The 15,076-nt window shown below is 62.7% G+C and carries 16 protein-coding genes; 6 read left to right on the forward strand and 10 right to left on the reverse strand.

What is annotated here, in order from left to right; all coding sequences use genetic code 11:
• The first annotated feature begins 284 nt into the window (after positions 1-284).
• Both H621_RS0115575 and H621_RS0115580 read left to right on the forward strand, forming a co-directional pair.
• Positions 285-1,814, forward strand: a complete 1,530-nt coding sequence (locus tag H621_RS0115575; RefSeq protein ID WP_036989906.1) for an NCS1 family nucleobase:cation symporter-1 — start codon at positions 285-287, stop codon at positions 1,812-1,814.
• Between the two features lie 24 nt (positions 1,815-1,838).
• Positions 1,839-2,567 carry an aspartate/glutamate racemase family protein gene (locus H621_RS0115580; protein WP_028944303.1) on the forward strand — a complete coding sequence of 243 codons (729 nt, stop codon included), beginning with the start codon at positions 1,839-1,841 and terminating at the stop codon, positions 2,565-2,567.
• Between the two features lie 90 nt (positions 2,568-2,657).
• Here H621_RS0115580 and H621_RS0115585 read toward each other — a convergent pair whose 3' ends face one another.
• Together H621_RS0115585 and H621_RS0115590 are read right to left on the reverse strand one after the other, a co-directional pair.
• Complete coding sequence (locus H621_RS0115585) at positions 2,658-3,077, reverse strand: glycine zipper domain-containing protein (RefSeq protein WP_028944304.1); 420 nt, start codon at positions 3,075-3,077, stop codon at positions 2,658-2,660.
• A gap of 53 nt (positions 3,078-3,130) precedes the next feature.
• Positions 3,131-3,382: a hypothetical protein gene (locus tag H621_RS0115590; RefSeq protein ID WP_105642082.1), complete on the reverse strand. Its 252-nt coding sequence runs from the start codon at positions 3,380-3,382 to the stop codon at positions 3,131-3,133.
• Positions 3,383-3,647: 265 nt separating this feature from the next.
• On the opposite strand from H621_RS0115590, the gene H621_RS28470 reads away from it, so the two are divergent.
• Complete coding sequence (locus H621_RS28470) at positions 3,648-3,821, forward strand: hypothetical protein (protein WP_156905616.1); 174 nt, start codon at positions 3,648-3,650, stop codon at positions 3,819-3,821.
• Here the strand turns inward: H621_RS28470 and H621_RS0115600 are convergent, their stop codons facing one another.
• Both H621_RS0115600 and H621_RS0115605 read right to left on the reverse strand, forming a co-directional pair.
• Positions 3,822-5,159, reverse strand: a complete 1,338-nt coding sequence (locus H621_RS0115600) for an ATP-binding protein (RefSeq protein WP_028944306.1) — start codon at positions 5,157-5,159, stop codon at positions 3,822-3,824.
• A complete protein-coding gene (locus H621_RS0115605; protein WP_028944307.1) occupies positions 5,156-5,866 on the reverse strand; it encodes a response regulator in 711 nt (236 codons plus the stop codon). Before H621_RS0115605 ends, H621_RS0115600 begins: the two co-directional genes overlap by 4 nt.
• A gap of 164 nt (positions 5,867-6,030) precedes the next feature.
• Here H621_RS0115605 and H621_RS0115610 point away from each other — a divergent pair, with 164 nt between their 5' ends.
• Both H621_RS0115610 and H621_RS0115615 read left to right on the forward strand, forming a co-directional pair.
• Entirely contained in the window at positions 6,031-6,354 is a 324-nt protein-coding gene (locus tag H621_RS0115610) for a hypothetical protein (protein ID WP_051270552.1), read from the forward strand.
• Complete coding sequence (locus H621_RS0115615) at positions 6,347-7,054, forward strand: DUF3313 domain-containing protein (RefSeq protein WP_028944309.1); 708 nt, start codon at positions 6,347-6,349, stop codon at positions 7,052-7,054. The genes H621_RS0115610 and H621_RS0115615 overlap by 8 nt, the downstream gene beginning before the upstream one ends.
• Here the strand turns inward: H621_RS0115615 and H621_RS0115620 are convergent.
• Positions 7,026-8,855: an SLC13 family permease gene (locus H621_RS0115620; protein WP_028944310.1), complete on the reverse strand. Its 1,830-nt coding sequence runs from the start codon at positions 8,853-8,855 to the stop codon at positions 7,026-7,028. The genes H621_RS0115615 and H621_RS0115620 overlap by 29 nt on opposite strands.
• Positions 8,856-9,055: 200 nt before the next feature.
• On the opposite strand from H621_RS0115620, the gene H621_RS0115625 reads away from it, so the two are divergent.
• Positions 9,056-9,406: a hypothetical protein gene (locus tag H621_RS0115625; protein WP_028944311.1), complete on the forward strand. Its 351-nt coding sequence runs from the start codon at positions 9,056-9,058 to the stop codon at positions 9,404-9,406.
• 3 nt (positions 9,407-9,409) lie between these two features.
• Here H621_RS0115625 and H621_RS0115630 read toward each other — a convergent pair whose 3' ends face one another.
• The 5 genes from H621_RS0115630 to H621_RS0115650 form a co-directional block, all read right to left on the reverse strand.
• Positions 9,410-10,108: a YoaK family protein gene (locus H621_RS0115630; RefSeq protein WP_028944312.1), complete on the reverse strand. Its 699-nt coding sequence runs from the start codon at positions 10,106-10,108 to the stop codon at positions 9,410-9,412.
• Positions 10,109-10,127: 19 nt separating this feature from the next.
• Positions 10,128-11,213: a helix-turn-helix domain-containing protein gene (locus H621_RS0115635; RefSeq protein ID WP_028944313.1), complete on the reverse strand. Its 1,086-nt coding sequence runs from the start codon at positions 11,211-11,213 to the stop codon at positions 10,128-10,130.
• A 145-nt stretch (positions 11,214-11,358) separates the two neighbouring features.
• A complete protein-coding gene (locus H621_RS0115640; RefSeq protein ID WP_028944314.1) occupies positions 11,359-12,330 on the reverse strand; it encodes a PDR/VanB family oxidoreductase in 972 nt (323 codons plus the stop codon).
• A gap of 59 nt (positions 12,331-12,389) precedes the next feature.
• Positions 12,390-13,838 (reverse strand): NAD-dependent succinate-semialdehyde dehydrogenase, encoded by a 1,449-nt coding sequence (locus H621_RS0115645; RefSeq protein ID WP_028944315.1) that lies wholly within the window; start codon positions 13,836-13,838, stop codon positions 12,390-12,392.
• Between the two features lie 51 nt (positions 13,839-13,889).
• The gene (locus H621_RS0115650; protein WP_028944316.1) at positions 13,890-15,011 is read right to left on the reverse strand and encodes an aromatic ring-hydroxylating oxygenase subunit alpha; all 1,122 of its coding nucleotides are present in this window, start codon (positions 15,009-15,011) and stop codon (positions 13,890-13,892) included.
• Positions 15,012-15,076: the final 65 nt, after the last annotated feature.

Below are 15,076 nucleotides of genomic sequence, written 5' to 3' on the forward strand. Positions count from 1 at the left end.
TCACCTGGTCATTTGACCGTTCGATCAGGTAAATGGCTTCTCGGCAGCCTCTTATGAAAGTTTTTAAATAATAAAAATCAATTGTTTATGTGCTCAGAGCGGTAGGCGGCGAATTCCATTTCAACCCCTTTTGGCATACATATTGTTCCGCAAAAATCGTAATACAAAAATTGTATGCAATATTTGTATGCATGGCGCCAAGGCGCCCGACAGCGGTCCCAACTCTGCAAATCCAACAATAATGTGCTGTAGCACTCCTGTGCTGCAGCAGGAGCCCGGGGAACATGCAATTGGATACTTCCAAACATCTGGACAGTGCGTACCTGCCGTCCGACGCTGCCGCCTCTGCACCTGCCTCCGGGCACAGTGCCCTGAGTCCGAAGCTGCACAACGCTGACCTTGCTCCCACCAAAGCCGCAGGCCGGCGCTGGGGCGGGTATAGCATCTTCGCCCTGTGGACCAACGATGTGCACAACATCGCCAACTATTCATTTGCCATGGGCCTGTTCGCCCTCGGCCTGTCGGGCTGGCAGATGCTGGCGGCCCTGGCAGTGGGGGCGGCGCTGGTGTACTTCTTCATGAACCTGTCCGGCTACATGGGCCAGAAAACCGGGGTGCCGTTCCCGGTGATCAGCCGCATGAGCTTTGGCATTTACGGCGCACAGTTGCCGGCTATCGTCCGTGCGGTGATTGCCATTGCCTGGTTCGGTATCCAGACGTACCTCGCCTCGGTGGTGTTGCGGGTGCTGCTGGTGGCCATCTGGCCAGCCTTGGCCAGTTACGACCATAACGCCATTCTCGGGCTGTCCAGCCTGGGCTGGGCCAGCTTCGTCGCCATCTGGTTCGTGCAACTGGTGATCCTGACCTTCGGCATGGAGATGGTGCGCAAGTACGAGTCCTTTGCCGGCCCTGTGATTCTCTCTACGGTGCTGGTGCTGGCGGTGTGGATGTACCTGCGGGTCGACGGCAACCTGGCCTGGTCGGTGGGTGAACCGCTGACCGGCGTCAAGATGTGGACCCAGGTGTTTGCCGGCGGCGCGCTGTGGCTGGCCATCTACGGCACGCTGATCCTCAACTTCTGCGACTTCGCCCGTTCCTCGCCGTGCCGCAAGACCATCCGCGTCGGCAACTTCTGGGGCCTGCCGGTGAACATCCTGGTGTTCGCGGTGATCAGCTTCGTGCTGTCCGGGGCGCAGTTCAGCATCGATGGCACAGTGATCGACAGCCCGACCCAGATCATTGCCGCGATTCCCGACAAAACCTTCCTGGTCCTGGGCTGCCTGGCGTTCCTGATCGTCACCGTGGCGGTGAACATCATGGCCAACTTCGTCGCCCCGGCCTTCGTGCTCTCAAGCCTTGCACCGAGCCGCCTGAACTTTCGCCGTGCCGGCATGATCAGCGCCACCCTGGCGGTACTGATCCTGCCCTGGAACCTCTACAACAGCCCGCTGGTGATCGTCTACTTCCTCTCGGGGCTGGGCGCGCTGCTGGGCCCACTGTACGGGATCATCATGGTCGACTACTGGCTGATCCGCAAAGCCCAGGTCCATGTCCCGGACCTGTACAGCGAATGCGCCAGCGGCACCTACCACTACACCCGCGGGGTCAACTACAAGGCCATCGCTGCCCTGGTGCCCTCGGCCATCGCCGCGGTGATGCTGGCCCTGGTACCGGCCTTCAGCGACCTGACGCCGTTCTCCTGGCTGTTCGGCGCGGCCATCGCCGGTGGCGTGTACTACCTGATCTCCGATCGCAATAAACATTACGTGGACTGTTCTGGTGAGCATTTTGCCGTCGACAGCGCCCACCACTGAGCGTCACGCACAAGGAAACGAGTCATGAGAATACTGGTAGTCAACGTCAACACCACCGCGTCCATTACCGACGCCATTGCTCGGCAGGCACGCAGCGTGGCGTCGCCGGGCACCGAGATCGTCGGGCTGACGCCCCGCTTTGGTGCAGAGTCGGTGGAAGGCAACTTTGAAAGCTACCTGGCGGCCATTGCCGTCATGGAACGGGTGCTCAGCTACGACCAGCCCTACGACGCCGTGATCCAGGCCGGGTACGGCGAGCACGGTCGCGAAGGCTTGCAGGAGCTGCTCAACGTGCCGGTGGTGGATATCACCGAGGCAGCCGCCAGTGTGGCGATGCTGCTGGGCCATCGCTACTCGGTGGTCACCACCCTGGATCGCACCGTGCCGCTGATCGAGGACCGCCTCAAGCTTGCCGGACTGGACAGCCGCTGTGCGTCGGTGCGGGCCAGTGGTCTTGCGGTGCTGGAGCTGGAGGAAGACCCGGAGCGGGCCATCGAGTCGGTGGTGCGGGAGGCGGAGGAGGCGGTGCGGGTCGACAAGGCCGAAGTGATTTGCCTGGGCTGCGGTGGAATGGTCGGGCTGGATGAGCGTATCCAGGCGCGTACCGGGGTGCCGGTAGTTGACGGGGTGACGGCGGCGGTGGCGTTGGCCGAGTCGCTGGTGCGTTTGAAGCTCAGTACCTCGAAGGTGCGTACCTATGCGCCACCGCGCCCCAAGCAGATTCTGGGCTGGCCGCGGGCGCTGTTGGGCTGACAAGCCAACGGCCGATCGCAGGCTGTCGCCAGCGGCTACATGGGGTGATCTGTAGCCGCTGCCAAGGAACGAGGCTGTGATCGATGTGAATCAGCGATGCTTATGCTTGTGTTTATGCTTGTGCTTGTGACCGCCGCCGGAGTCATGGCGGTCATCGTCGGCGATGTTGTTGCCCAGGGCGCCACCTGCGGCGCCACCCAGGCCGGCACCGATGGTCGAGCCGGTCTTGCCGCCCACCTGGTTGCCGATCACCGAGCCACCGGCCGATCCCAGGCCACCGCCAATGGCCGCTTCTGTGCGGTTGCCCTTGCGGGCTCCCACCGCACTGCCGGCCGCGCCGCCAACACCGGCACCAATGGCCGCGCCGGTGCTGCCACCGATCTGTTGGCCAACCACGTTACCCAGCGCGCCACCCAAGCCGCCACCCATGGCAGCGGTGCCGTCACCGGCAGCCAGGACACCTTGGGAGAGCACAAGGCCCAACGTCAGAACAGAAAGTGAAACACGCATGATGTAATCCTCAGGCAATACGGTTGTCAGTCAGGTGAACAGGCAGCTGGCGATCAATCGTCATCGTCGTCGTCATCATCGTCACGGCCGCGGCGGCGGTCATTGTCGTAGTAGCGGGAGCGGTCGTCGTCGCGGTAGCGTTTGTCGTACTTGCGGTGGTCACGGTCACGGTCATCGTCCCAGTCGCGGGAGTAGCGGTGGTCGCGGTCATAACGGTGATCGTCGCGGTCGTAATCGTGGTAGTAGCAACCGGCCGTGGACAGCACGGTGGCGATTACGGCAAAGCGGGCGAAGTGTTTCAGCACTGTGGATCCTTTATCCGCACAGCGGAGGGAAGTTAATGGATCAGACCTGAATTTCAAACTTTTGTTTCAGACCGCCCACAGGCAAAAAAAAAGGCTCACGCAAAGTGAGCCAAACAACGTTCTGAAGGGAAGAGCCTGTACCGTAACGCGCCACCGTTAAGTCAGCGTTAAGCCGCGCATTGCTTGTCCAGCAGGAACCCTCAGTGCTCGCTGGCCTCACAGCTTTAGGACTTGCACAACGGCAAGCGCCATGAAGGAGGCTTTCATGAGCAAGCAAAAGACTTCCGACGCCCAGGGCGACTCCACCGAGCCGGTCAAGGCGCCGAACAACCCCCGGCATGACCGCACCGCACGGGACAACGACTACAGCCCGGACTTCAAGTCAGAGCCGGAGAAAAAGCCCAACCGTGACGCCGACATCGACACCGACGGCGGTTGATCACTGGTCGCGTGGCAGCTCGATACGCGCCCGCAAGCCGCCACCCGGCTGGTTGCCCAGGGTCAGCTCGCCGCCTTGTTCGCGGATTACCGTGCGTGCCGCCGGCAGCCCCAGGCCGACGCCACCGGTGTCGCGGTTGCGTGAGCTTTCCAGGCGAAAGAAGGGCACGAACACCTCTTCCAGCGCCGCGCCAGGGATGCCCGGGCCCTGGTCGCTGACGTCGATGAACAGGCTGTGGGCGGTGCTGCTCAAACGGATGGTGGGCGGGGTGGCATATTTGACGGCGTTTTCTATCAAGTTTGTTACTGCGCGTTTCAGGGCCAGCGGGCGCCCGAGGTAAACGAGGTTTTTCGGGCCCTCGAAAGGGATATCAATGTGCTGGTCGCCGTAATCGTCCACCAGGGTTTGCAGCAATTCGGCCAGATCAAACGGGGTGGCGGTTTCCAGGCGGGTCTCGTCGCGAAAGAAGTTCAACGCGGCGTTGATCATGCTCTGCATCTCATCGACATCGCGAAACAGCTTGCGCTGTTGCTCGGCATCTTCAATGAACTCGCCGCGCAGGCGCATGCGCGTCAGCGGTGCGCGCAGGTCATGGGAGATTGCTGCCAACATCTGCGTGCGTTCGGCAATAAAGTGCTGGATCTGCGCCTGCATGGTGTTGAATGCGGTGATTGTCTGGCGCAGCTCATGGGGGCCTTCCAGGCGGATCGGCGGCGCCCGCAGGTCGCTGCCAAAGCGCCGCGCGGCGCGGGCAAAGCGCTGCAGCGGGCCGGCCAGCTGGCGGGTGCCGATCCAGGCCACCAGCAAGGCGGCTATCAGCGCCAGGATGCCAATGATGGTGAAGCGCATCCCCAGGCTCAGGCCCCAGCTACGGTAGGGCGGGGTGAAGGCCAGCCAACTGTTGTCACCCAGTTGCAGGACCAGTTTGTAGTGTGCATCCGGGTCGCCTTCGGGCCAGTCGTCGGGCTTGTAGACCGCCAGTTGGCGCGGCCGGGTGGCCAGCAGTTGCTGCAGCTCCGGTGAGTCTTCAAGGGCCAGCGTTTCACCGCTGTCGGGCAGGTTCAGGGATTCACGTTGGGGGCTCCAGCGCACATGCAGCATCGGATTGCTGGCGGCTTGGGCCAAGTGCTCACGCTGACCCGGCGGGGCTGCCTCGAGTACCCGGGTAACCACCGCCATTTGCTCGATCAGGCCGATCTGGCTCAAGGGCGGGCGCGCCCATACGCCAGCCAGTTGCACAAAGAGGATATTCAATGCCACCGAGGTCAGCATGGCGGCAATGATGGTCAGGGCAATGCGCCGGCTGATGCTGTCGCGGCGCAGGTCCAGGCGGATCACGAGCGGCTGACCTTGGCGTCGAACAAGTAGCCGCCATTGCGCACCGTTCGGATCAGTGCCGGACGCTTGCTGTCGGGTTCGATCTTGCGGCGCAGGCGGCTCACCTGCACGTCGATGCTGCGGTCGTACGCTTCATGGCCCTGGCCCCGTGCCAGATCGATCAACTGCTCGCGGCTGAGGATGCGCTGCGGGTGTTCGAGAAATACCAACAGCAGGTCGAACTCGCCTGCCGAGAGCGGCACCATCACCCCTTGCGGCGTACGCAACTCGCGGCGGGTCACATCCAGTTGCCAGTCGTCGAAGCGGATCAGTGGCCGGGTTTCTTCGCTCTGTGCGCGTAACTGCTCACCGGTGCGGCGCTGAACCGCGCGCAGGCGCGCCAGCAGTTCGCGGGCATCGAAGGGTTTGCCCACGTAATCGTCGGCACCCAGTTCAAGGCCGACGATACGGTCACTCAACTCGTCCATGGCGGTGAGCATGATGATCGGGATGCCGGTGTTGGCGCGTAGTTTCTGGCACAGGTTCAGGCCGCTTTCACCCGGCAGCATCAGGTCGAGGATGATGGTATCCGGGCGCTGCTGTTCGATGGCCGTCCACATCGCCGTGCCATTGGCGGCAAGGTCGACTTCGTAGCCGTGCATCACAAAGAACTTCTTCAGCAGGGCACAAATTTCCACATCGTCATCGACGATCAGCAGTCTGCTCACGTTTGGGTCCAGAGGGGCCTGAAAAGTGCGTATCTAAAACCATTCTGCGCTGCCGGTCATTTATTTCAATCGCGCAACAAAGCTGCAATGGCGATACAAAGCGGACATTTGCCAGCAAAAGCCCTGAGAGATCCTTTGCGCCGTCCATAACAAGGGAATTTTTCATGTCGGCACAACACCCGATCGACGGCCTCGACTGCAGCCAGTCTCTGACCCTTGACCTGCGCACCCAGGATTTGTGGCGCAATGCGCTGCTCAATTACCAGGATTCGCGCCTGGAACTGTGCAGTGAAGGGACCCACGTGATCCTCAGCCATTACTTCGAGCGTTTCAGCCCCGCCAGCAGTCAGTGGATGGAGTACAGCTACAAGGTCCCGCTGGCGGAGCTGGTGCACTGGATCATGGCCAGCGGGCAATTGAACGTCGAGCGCTCGGGCACCGCGTCGCGGCCTGGAAAAAAACACAGTGGGAGTCCACGCCATGCGTAAACAAATGATCGCGCCAGCACTGTGCCTGTCGCTGTTGATGGTGGGTTGCAGCCAGAACAAGGTATCGCCCAAGGAGTATTCCGGCTTCTTGCGCAACTATGATCAGTTGCGCGAGCTCAAGACGGCCTCCGGGGATTCGGTGTTGCGCTGGGTCAGCCCCAACTTGCATATCGAGCGCTACAACCAGGTCTACATCGCCCCCAGCCGGTTCTACCCGCCCCCCAAGCCCAGCGAGCGGATTCCGGCCTCGACCCTGGCGGCAGTAACGACCTACTACGATGCAGCACTCAAGCGAGAGCTGGGCAAGGTGTTGACGCTGGTCGAGCAACCGGGCCCCAACACCTTGATCATTCGCCCGGCGATTACCTCGGTTGGCGCCCACACCCAATCGCTGCATTTCTATGAATACCTGCCGGTGACATTGGTGGCCGCCGGGGTGAGCAGCGCCGTGGGCATCCGCGACCTGGACAGCGAGATCGCCACCGAAGCCGCGTTTCTTGATGGCGGGACCCGCGCGGTGGTAGCCGAAGTGGTCCGCAAGGGCACCGGCCTGCCGCTTGAGAACGACGATCAGGTGATGACCGCCGATAACCTCAAGGTGGTGCTCGATGGCTGGGCGCAGGACTGGCGCCAGGCTGCCGAAATGCTCAAACAGCAGAAAATCGCTGCCCTCACAGCGGAAACACCCATGGCACCATGAATACGCTGACTACCATCACCAGCACGGTAAAGGGCACCCCGACCTTGACGAAGTCGGCAAAGCGGTACTGGCCGGGGCCCAGTACCAGGGTATTCACCGGTGATGAGACGGGTGTCATGAACGCCGCCGAGGCCGCCAGGGCAACGATCATCGCAAAGGGGTAGGGCGAGGCGCCCAATTGCTCGGCGGTACTGATCGCCACCGGCGCCATCAGCACCGCGGTGGCAGTGTTGGAGATGAACAGACCGATGATTGCGGTGATGGCGAACAGGCAGGCCAGGATCATGTAGGGCCCGGCCTCGCCAAGTACCTGCACCAGTCCGTTCACCGCCAGGGTGATACCGCCGGTTTTCTGCAGGGCCAGGGCAAAGGGCAGCATGCCGACAATCAGCACCAGGCTCTGCCAGTGAATGGCTTTGTAGGCGCTGTTCATGTCGATGCAACGCCCGGCGCCCATCAGCAGGCAACCGATCAGCGCGGCGATGACATTGGGCACCACGCCGCTGATCATCAGGCCGACCATCACCCCCAGGCTGATCAAGGCATAGGGTGCCTGGTTCAGGGCCGGGGCCACGTTGTCGACTTCTGCGGGCAGGCTCAATACCAGGAAGTCCTTGGGCTGGGCTTGCAGTTGGCGCACCGCCTTCCACGGGCCAATCACCAGCAGGGTGTCGCCAAGTTTGAGTTTTTCTTCCACCAGTTGTTCTTCGATGGCCGTCTGGCCGCGGCGCAAACCAACCACGTTCAGGTCCCAGCGGCTGCGGAAGTTAAGATCCAGCACACTTTGACCGATCAACTGCGAGCCGGGCACCACTGCCACCTCGGCCATACCCACGGCATGGGACTGGTCGATGAAGTAGGCAGCCTTGAAGTGCAGGGGTTCGAGCTTCATGGTCTGGCACAGGCTGCGCAGGTCGTCGCGCGGGGCGAACAGGTCGAGCAGCAGCACATCACCTTCATGCACGGTGGTGCTGGAGTCGGGGCTGATCACTCGGGTGGTGAACTTGTGCTGGCGCTCGATACCGACCACGTTGGCGCCATGCACGGTGCGCAGCTTCAGTTCGCTCAGGCTGTGGCCGATCAGCGGTGAGCCGGGGCGCACGCGCAGGCGCCGTTCACGGCCGGCCAACTTGTAGTCGATGACCAGGTCAAGCAGGGTACGGCGCGTTTGCGGGCTGCCGTCCTTGCGTACTTCGCCGCTGAGCCAGTGGCGGGTCAGGAGCATATAGCCCACGCCCAGCACGAGTATCACCAGGCCGAACGGGGTGAAGCTGAAAAAGCTGAAGCCCGGCTCACCGTGGCGCACCAGTTCGCTGTGTACCACCACGTTGGGCGGTGTGGCCACCAGGCTGAGCATGCCGCTGATCAAACCGGCGAAACTGAGCGGCATCATCAGGCGGCTGGGCGAGACCTTCATGCGCGCGGCAATACTCAACACCACCGGAATGAAAATCGCCACCACCCCGGTGGAACTCATCACCGACCCCAGGCCGGCCACACAGACCATCAACAGCACCAGCAGGCGCACCTCGCTGTTGCCGGCCCGGTCGGCCATCCACTCGCCAATGCGGTAGGCAATGCCGGTGCGCACCAGGCCTTCGCCAATGACAAACAACGCCGCGATCAACACCACGTTGGGGTCGCTGAAGCCTGCCAGGGCTTCTTGAACGCTGAGAATGCCGGTCAGGGGCAGCGCCACGATCACCAGCAGGGCAACCACGTCCATGCGCGGGCGGTTGGCGATGAACAGGGCCACGCAGGTAAACAGCAACCCCAGCACCCAGAGCAGTTCGTCGTTCATGCAATCTTCCTGATACGTGAAGCTGCAAAGTCTGGCAGAAACTGCGTTTCGGTTTGTTGATTTGTTGCAGGCGCCTGTGGGAACGGCAGTCCAACGTCTCGACTTGCCCCGCGATAGCTATCTCACAGACACATCGCATCGCGGGGCAAGCCTGCTCCCACAGTGGTACAGTCGGCGTTTTTTTACGACAGGGGTGTTTCATGCGGGTAGTTATCGCGGTGGTTGCTGCAGCGTTGTTGGCCGGGTGTGCGTCTTCGACCATGGAGGCGGCGCGGGCCAAGGCGCCGACCAAGAGCTTCAGCTCAGCCAAGCCCGCCGACCGCGTGGCCCAGTGCATCCAGTTCGGCTGGCAGGACGAGGCGGTGTTCGGCGTCGACGCCAGCGGCTACCTGGAGCCCAACAAGCAGGGCGGTTTCACCGTCTACACCCGTGAGGCCGAATCGTTCGCCGATATTCAGTCCCAGGGTGCAACCAGTGCTGTCAGCTACTACGCCCAGAAAAACGACAGCGTCGCCCTGCGCCGGATGGCGGCCCTGGCAACTTGCCTGTAAGGCTCAACGCGGCATGTAGCGCAGTTGCCAGCGCCGGGGAATCTTCAACGAGACCAATCCCAGCGCGGCAGCAAGCCCTGCGCTGAACAGCAGGGCGGCAAGGTCGAAGGCCTGCTCCAGCAATACACCGGCGATGGCGCCAACGAACATTCCGGTCCAGGGAATCAGTTGCACCCGCCAGCCTTGCCGGCGCTCGCCCAACAACGCCCGGCCCAGGCCACGGCCGAAACGCGACAGCGCGCCGGTAACGTAGGTCAGGCCGATCGGCAGGCCGTTCACTTCCTCGACCACCGCATTGATCATGCCCATGGCCGTCACTGCCGTGACCAGCGCCGGCAATGGCCAGGCCAGCGGCAGCAGCCCGGCCACCGCCAGCAGGATGGCGATCATCGACAGCAGCGGCCAGGGCCGGCGGCCACTCAAGCGGGCAATCACCACGCCCAGGGCGTTGCCCAGCACGAAGGCCAGCAACAGCGCGCCAATGCGCAGCACCATGCCCCACTCACCTTCACCCAGCGAGACCGCCAGGCGCGTGGTGTTGCCGCTCATGAACGAGACAAAATCGCCGGTGGCCATGAAGCCGATGGCGTCGGTCATGCCCGCCAGCACCGACAGCGCGGCGACGAAGTACAGCCCGACCTTGCCGCGCAGCCTGGCCGTGTGCAACGCCCGGGCTGAGGTGTACGAGGTTCCCGGAAGCATCCGCTGTCCTCCGTGCGGGTCAAGCGTTCTGTTGGGCCAGGCGTGCTTCGAGGCTGGCGATGTGTGCTTCGAGGCGCTCGTGTTCGCGGCGTTCGGCACTGATGTCTTCAAACACGCTGATCAGGTGATCCGGTTCGCCATCGGGGCGGCGCTGCAACGACGTGCGGGCGCGGACCCAGATGTAGCGGCCATCCTTGTGGCGAACGCGTTTTTGTACCTCATAGCGGTTGATCTCACCGGCCAGCAGACGCTGCAGCAGTTGCAGGTTGGCGTCCAGGTCGTCGGGGTGGGTCAGTAACTGGAAGGTCAGGCCGTACAGTTCTTCGGCTCGGTAGCCGAGCAACTCGCACAGGCTGTTGTTGACCCGCAGCCAGGTGCCATCGGGGTCGATGTAGGCCAGGGCGCCCCAGGCCAGCTCGAAGATGGCCCGAAATCGCTCTTCGCTGTTGCGCAGCTTGGCTTCGGCGACCATGCGCTCGGTGTTGTCCATGCTGATGCCGACCATCTTCACCGAGCGGCCGGCGCTGTCACGCACCACGGTCGCGCGGGAAGAAATCCAGCGCTGCTCGCCGTCGGGACGGGTAATGCGAAAATCACATTCGCAGCCGGTACCTTCGGCCACGGCCTGGGCGTACAGCTGTTGCATGTGGGTGATGTCTTCTTCGGGCAGGTGCGCCCAGAAGTCTTCGTTGCGGGTGACCGGCCAGCCGTACACCTGTTCGACGTTGGGCGAGTAGGTGACCTCGTCGCTGATCAGGTTCCACTCCCAGGTGACGATCCGCGCGCCTTCCTGGGCCAGCTTCATGCGGGTTTCGCTCTCCATGATCTCGGCGGTGTAGCGCCGGCGCAGGTCGGTCATTGGCAGCTCGACCACCTGATGCTGCTGGACGTTCTGCAGCGCTTCTTCGCCGTAGCGCAACCAGATCCAGTTGACCTTGAGGAACTCGGCCAGCTTGCGCAGGTTGTCGTAGTCGATTTCGCCGCCACGGGTCCATTTGTGTACTGCCGTGCGGGAGATTCCCAAGGCTGTTCCCACGGCTTGCAGGGTCAGCTTGTGATACTCGAGCAGTTCCTTGAGGCGGAAGGCGAAACTGTTTTCCATCATGGGGCAGGGTGTCCTGATCGGGGCCAAGAGCCTGCCAGTATACCTAAGCTGTAAACTTTGGGTTGACGGTCAAGCTATCGCGGGGCAAGCCCGATCCTGTTGTAGGAGCGGCGGTGCGACGTCTCGACTTGCCCCGCGATAACGATCAAAGATCCAGCACCAAACGCGCCGAACGAGCACGGGAAACACAGAGCATCATGCTCTGCTGCGCCGCTTTTTCTTCATCGCTCAGGTACTGGTCATAGTGCTCGGCTTCACCTTCCAGGATCGCCGTCTCGCAGGTGCCGCACACGCCTTCACGGCACAGGCACTCGACCTTGGCAGCCTTGGACTTTTCGATGGCCTGGAGAATGCTCATGCCTTCTTCAACCTGCAGTTCGGTGCCGGAACGGGCCAGCACCAGGGTGAAGGCGCCGCCGGTGACCGGGGCGGCGGCGAACTGTTCCCAGTGTACGCGTTGCTCGGCGATGCCGGCCTTGGCGGCCGTGGCGATCACCGCATCGATCAGCGGCTTGGGGCCGCATACATACAAGTGAGCATCGTCGGCCAGGCCGGCGCACAGGGCAGTGAGGTCCAGCTTGCGCTCGAGGCTGTCGATGTAGAAACGGGTATTGCCTGCATGGGGGCCGCTTTCCAGCTGGTCCTGGAACGCACCGTGCTCGGGGGCGCGGAAGGCGTAGTGCAACTCGTAGTCGGTGCTGCCGCCTTCGAGCTCGTGCAGCTGGGCCATGAACGGGGTGATGCCAATGCCACCGGCGATCATGACGTGGCGACCGGCGCTGGCGTCCAGGGCGAACAGGTTGTTGGGCGTCGAGATGGTCAATTGCGTGCCGACTTCCACGTGCTGGTGCATGAACGCCGAGCCGCCCTTGGACTGCTCTTCCAGGCGCACGCCGATCTGGTAGCTGCGGGTGTCGCGCGGGTCGCTCATCAGCGAGTAGGCGTTGCTGTACTGGCTGCCGTCGGCACCCTGCATCTGCACAATGACGTGGCTGCCACCGGTAAAGGCGGGCATCGCTGCGCCGTCTTCGCGGGCCAGGGTGAAGCGCTTGATCAGCGGGGTTGCCTGCTGTACGTCGGTGACCCGCACGCTGAACATTTCATATTTGTTGGCCATGATTCACCTCGACTGCAGGGGCACGCGGCAGGCCCTGCCGCGTCCCGGAACCGGTGCGCTCAGATGGCGAGGCACAGGTATTTGATTTCCAGATAATCTTCGATGCCGTACTTGGAGCCTTCACGGCCCAGGCCCGATTGCTTGATGCCACCGAACGGCGCGACCTCGTTGGAGATCAGGCCGGTGTTGACGCCGACCATGCCGTACTCCAGCTGTTCGGCCACCTTGAATACCCGGGCGATGTCGCGGCTGTAGAAGTAGGCTGCCAGGCCGTACTGGGTAGCATTGGCCAGGGTAACGACTTCCTCGTCGGTGCTGAAACGCACCAGGGCTGCCACCGGGCCGAAGATCTCTTCCTCCAGCAGCTCCATGCCGGGGCCGACATTGGCCAGCACGGTGGGCTCGAAGAAGTTGCCGCCCAGGGCGTGGGCCTGGCCGCCGAGCACCAGCTCGGCACCTTTGCCGACTGCGTCGTCGATCAGGCTGCGTACTTTTGCCACCGCCTTGTCGCTGATCAGCGGGCCGATCTGCGTGCCTTCGACGCTGCCGTGGCCGACGCCCAGCTGGCGTACGCGCTCGATGAAGCGTTCGCTGAACTGTGCATAGACGCTGTCATGGATATAGAAGCGGTTGACGCACACGCAGGTTTGCCCGGCATTGCGATATTTGGCGATCAGCGCGCCTTCGACGGCGGCGTCGATGTCGGCATCACCGAACACAATGAACGGCGCATTACCGCCCAACTCCAGGCTGACCTTCTTGATGGTTTCGGCACACTGGCCCATCAGCAGGCGACCCACCGGGGTGGAGCCGGTAAAGCTCAGTTTGCGCACCGAAGGGTGGCCGGTGAACTGCGCGCCAATGGCCGGAGCATCGCCGGTGACCACGCTGAACACGCCCGCAGGTACGCCAGCACGTTCAGCCAGCTCGGCCAGGGCCAGGGCGCAGAACGGGGTTTCGTTGGCCGGCTTGACCACCATGGTGCAGCCCGCGGCCAGGGCCGGGGCGACCTTGCGGGTGATCATCGCCGCCGGGAAGTTCCACGGGGTGATGGCGGTGCATACGCCGATGCCTTGCTTGATTACCAGCAGTCGCTTGTCGCTGGAAGGGCTAGGGATCACGTCGCCATACACGCGTTTGCCTTCTTCGGCGAACCACTCGACGAAAGAGGCGGCGTAGCGGATTTCGCCCAGGGCCTCGTGCAGCGGCTTGCCTTGTTCGAAGGTCATCAGGCGGGCCAGGTCCTGCTCGTGTTCGAGCAGCAGTTCGAACCAGCGGCGCAGGATCTGCGCGCGGTCCTTGGCAGTGCGCCCGCGCCAGTCGGCCAGGGCGGCTTCGGCGGCCTCGATGGCGCGCACCGCTTCGGCGCCGCTCATCAGCGGCACGTTGCCCAGCAGGTTGCCGTTGGCAGGGTCGGTCACCGCCAGGCTGCGACCGTCATCGGCGTCGCACCAGTGCCCGGCAATGTAGGCCTGCTGGCGGAACAGCTTGTTGTCGTTGAGATTCACGCAAGGTACTCCGAAGCGCGCGGCAGGCTCCGAGGCCTGCCGCGCCGGTTGTCAGTCGTCGAGGTGGGCAACGGCGATCAGGTTGTGGAAGTGGGCGATGCCGTGCTCGCTCATGCCGCTGCGTTCGCGGTCGGCCATGATCCGGCCCTGGCCGCGATACCCGCGGGACTTCAGGCCTTTTTGCACGCTCTCTACCAGGCGCAGGTCTTCAGGGCGGAACACTTCGCGGTACCAGTCGATCAGCTTCTGCTGTTCTTCGGTGATGTCCTTGTTGAGGAAGTAGACGTCGTAGTGCTGCAGCGTGGTTTCGGCATCGACCGGGAACTCGTAGATCACGGTCATGAAGTTCGCTCCTGGCGGCACGTTGAACATGGTGCACGGCCAGGCCCAGAAGCCGGCGAACGAGGGGTCCTTCACCGACTCGTCGAACTTGAACGATTGCTCCGACGGTTTGGCCAGGCCGTACTGCAGGGTCCAGTTGCCGTGCATGCTGTGGCTGTACTGGCCGACGTCCACCGAGTCGGAGAAGCCTGGGTGGGCCGGGGCGCAGTGGTAGCACTCCAGGTAGTTGTCGACGATCGACTTCCAGTTGGCCGGGGTGTCGCTGACGAAGCGCGCGGCCAGGTGCAGGTCGTCGATCACGCCGCAGGCTTCACGCATGCGCGCTTGCAGGCCTGGCAACTGGTCTTCGACGGTGCCGGCGTCCATGTCCATATTGATGAAGATGAAGCCTGCGTATTCTTCGACGCGCAGTTGCACCAGGGTCGAATTCTCTTTGTCGAAGTTCACCACGTTGTCGCAGTTGCGCGCGTGGGCCAGCTCGCCGTCGAGCTTGAAGGTCCAGGCGTGGTACGGGCAGGTGATGACGTTCTTGGCCTTGCCGCTGCCGCTGAGCAACTGGTGGCCACGGTGCGGGCAGACGTTGTAGAAGGCGCGCAGCACGCTGTCGCGGCCACGGACCACGATGATGCTTTCGCCGATCACTTCACGGGTGATGTAGGCATTGTTCTCGGCGACTTCGCTGCGATGGCCGACACAGATCCAGCTACGGGCGAAGATGGCTTCTTTCTCGTGCTCGAATACCGAGGCCTGGGTGTAGAAGTTGGCCGGGATGGTGAACGCCTCTTCGGCGTTGGCGCAGAAATCGGCGGGCAGGCGTTTGAAGTCATTCATGGTTGGGGTCTCACAAGCTCGGTTTTTTAGTTATCAGTTAACGCGTATCTATCAGTTAACAAGCA

It is taken from the genome of Pseudomonas vranovensis DSM 16006, from assembly GCF_000425805.1.
In the GTDB taxonomy this organism is placed as follows: Bacteria; Pseudomonadota; Gammaproteobacteria; order Pseudomonadales; family Pseudomonadaceae; genus Aquipseudomonas; species Aquipseudomonas vranovensis.

Excerpts from the sequence above, each read along its gene's own strand:
- H621_RS0115625 (WP_028944311.1), top strand. The coding sequence starts at position 9,056 with ATGCGGGTAGTTATCGCGGTGGTTGCTGCAGCGTTGTTGGCCGGGTGT.
- H621_RS0115580 (WP_028944303.1), top strand. The coding sequence starts at position 1,839 with ATGAGAATACTGGTAGTCAACGTCAACACCACCGCGTCCATTACCGAC.
- H621_RS0115650 (WP_028944316.1), bottom strand. The coding sequence starts at position 15,011 with ATGAATGACTTCAAACGCCTGCCCGCCGATTTCTGCGCCAACGCCGAA.
- H621_RS0115635 (WP_028944313.1), bottom strand. The coding sequence starts at position 11,213 with ATGATGGAAAACAGTTTCGCCTTCCGCCTCAAGGAACTGCTCGAGTAT.
- H621_RS0115610 (WP_051270552.1), top strand. The coding sequence starts at position 6,031 with ATGTCGGCACAACACCCGATCGACGGCCTCGACTGCAGCCAGTCTCTG.
- H621_RS28470 (WP_156905616.1), top strand. The coding sequence starts at position 3,648 with ATGAGCAAGCAAAAGACTTCCGACGCCCAGGGCGACTCCACCGAGCCG.
- H621_RS0115620 (WP_028944310.1), bottom strand. The coding sequence starts at position 8,855 with ATGAACGACGAACTGCTCTGGGTGCTGGGGTTGCTGTTTACCTGCGTG.
- H621_RS0115630 (WP_028944312.1), bottom strand. The coding sequence starts at position 10,108 with ATGCTTCCGGGAACCTCGTACACCTCAGCCCGGGCGTTGCACACGGCC.
- H621_RS0115640 (WP_028944314.1), bottom strand. The coding sequence starts at position 12,330 with ATGGCCAACAAATATGAAATGTTCAGCGTGCGGGTCACCGACGTACAG.
- H621_RS0115575 (WP_036989906.1), top strand. The coding sequence starts at position 285 with ATGCAATTGGATACTTCCAAACATCTGGACAGTGCGTACCTGCCGTCC.
- H621_RS0115615 (WP_028944309.1), top strand. The coding sequence starts at position 6,347 with ATGCGTAAACAAATGATCGCGCCAGCACTGTGCCTGTCGCTGTTGATG.
- H621_RS0115585 (WP_028944304.1), bottom strand. The coding sequence starts at position 3,077 with ATGCGTGTTTCACTTTCTGTTCTGACGTTGGGCCTTGTGCTCTCCCAA.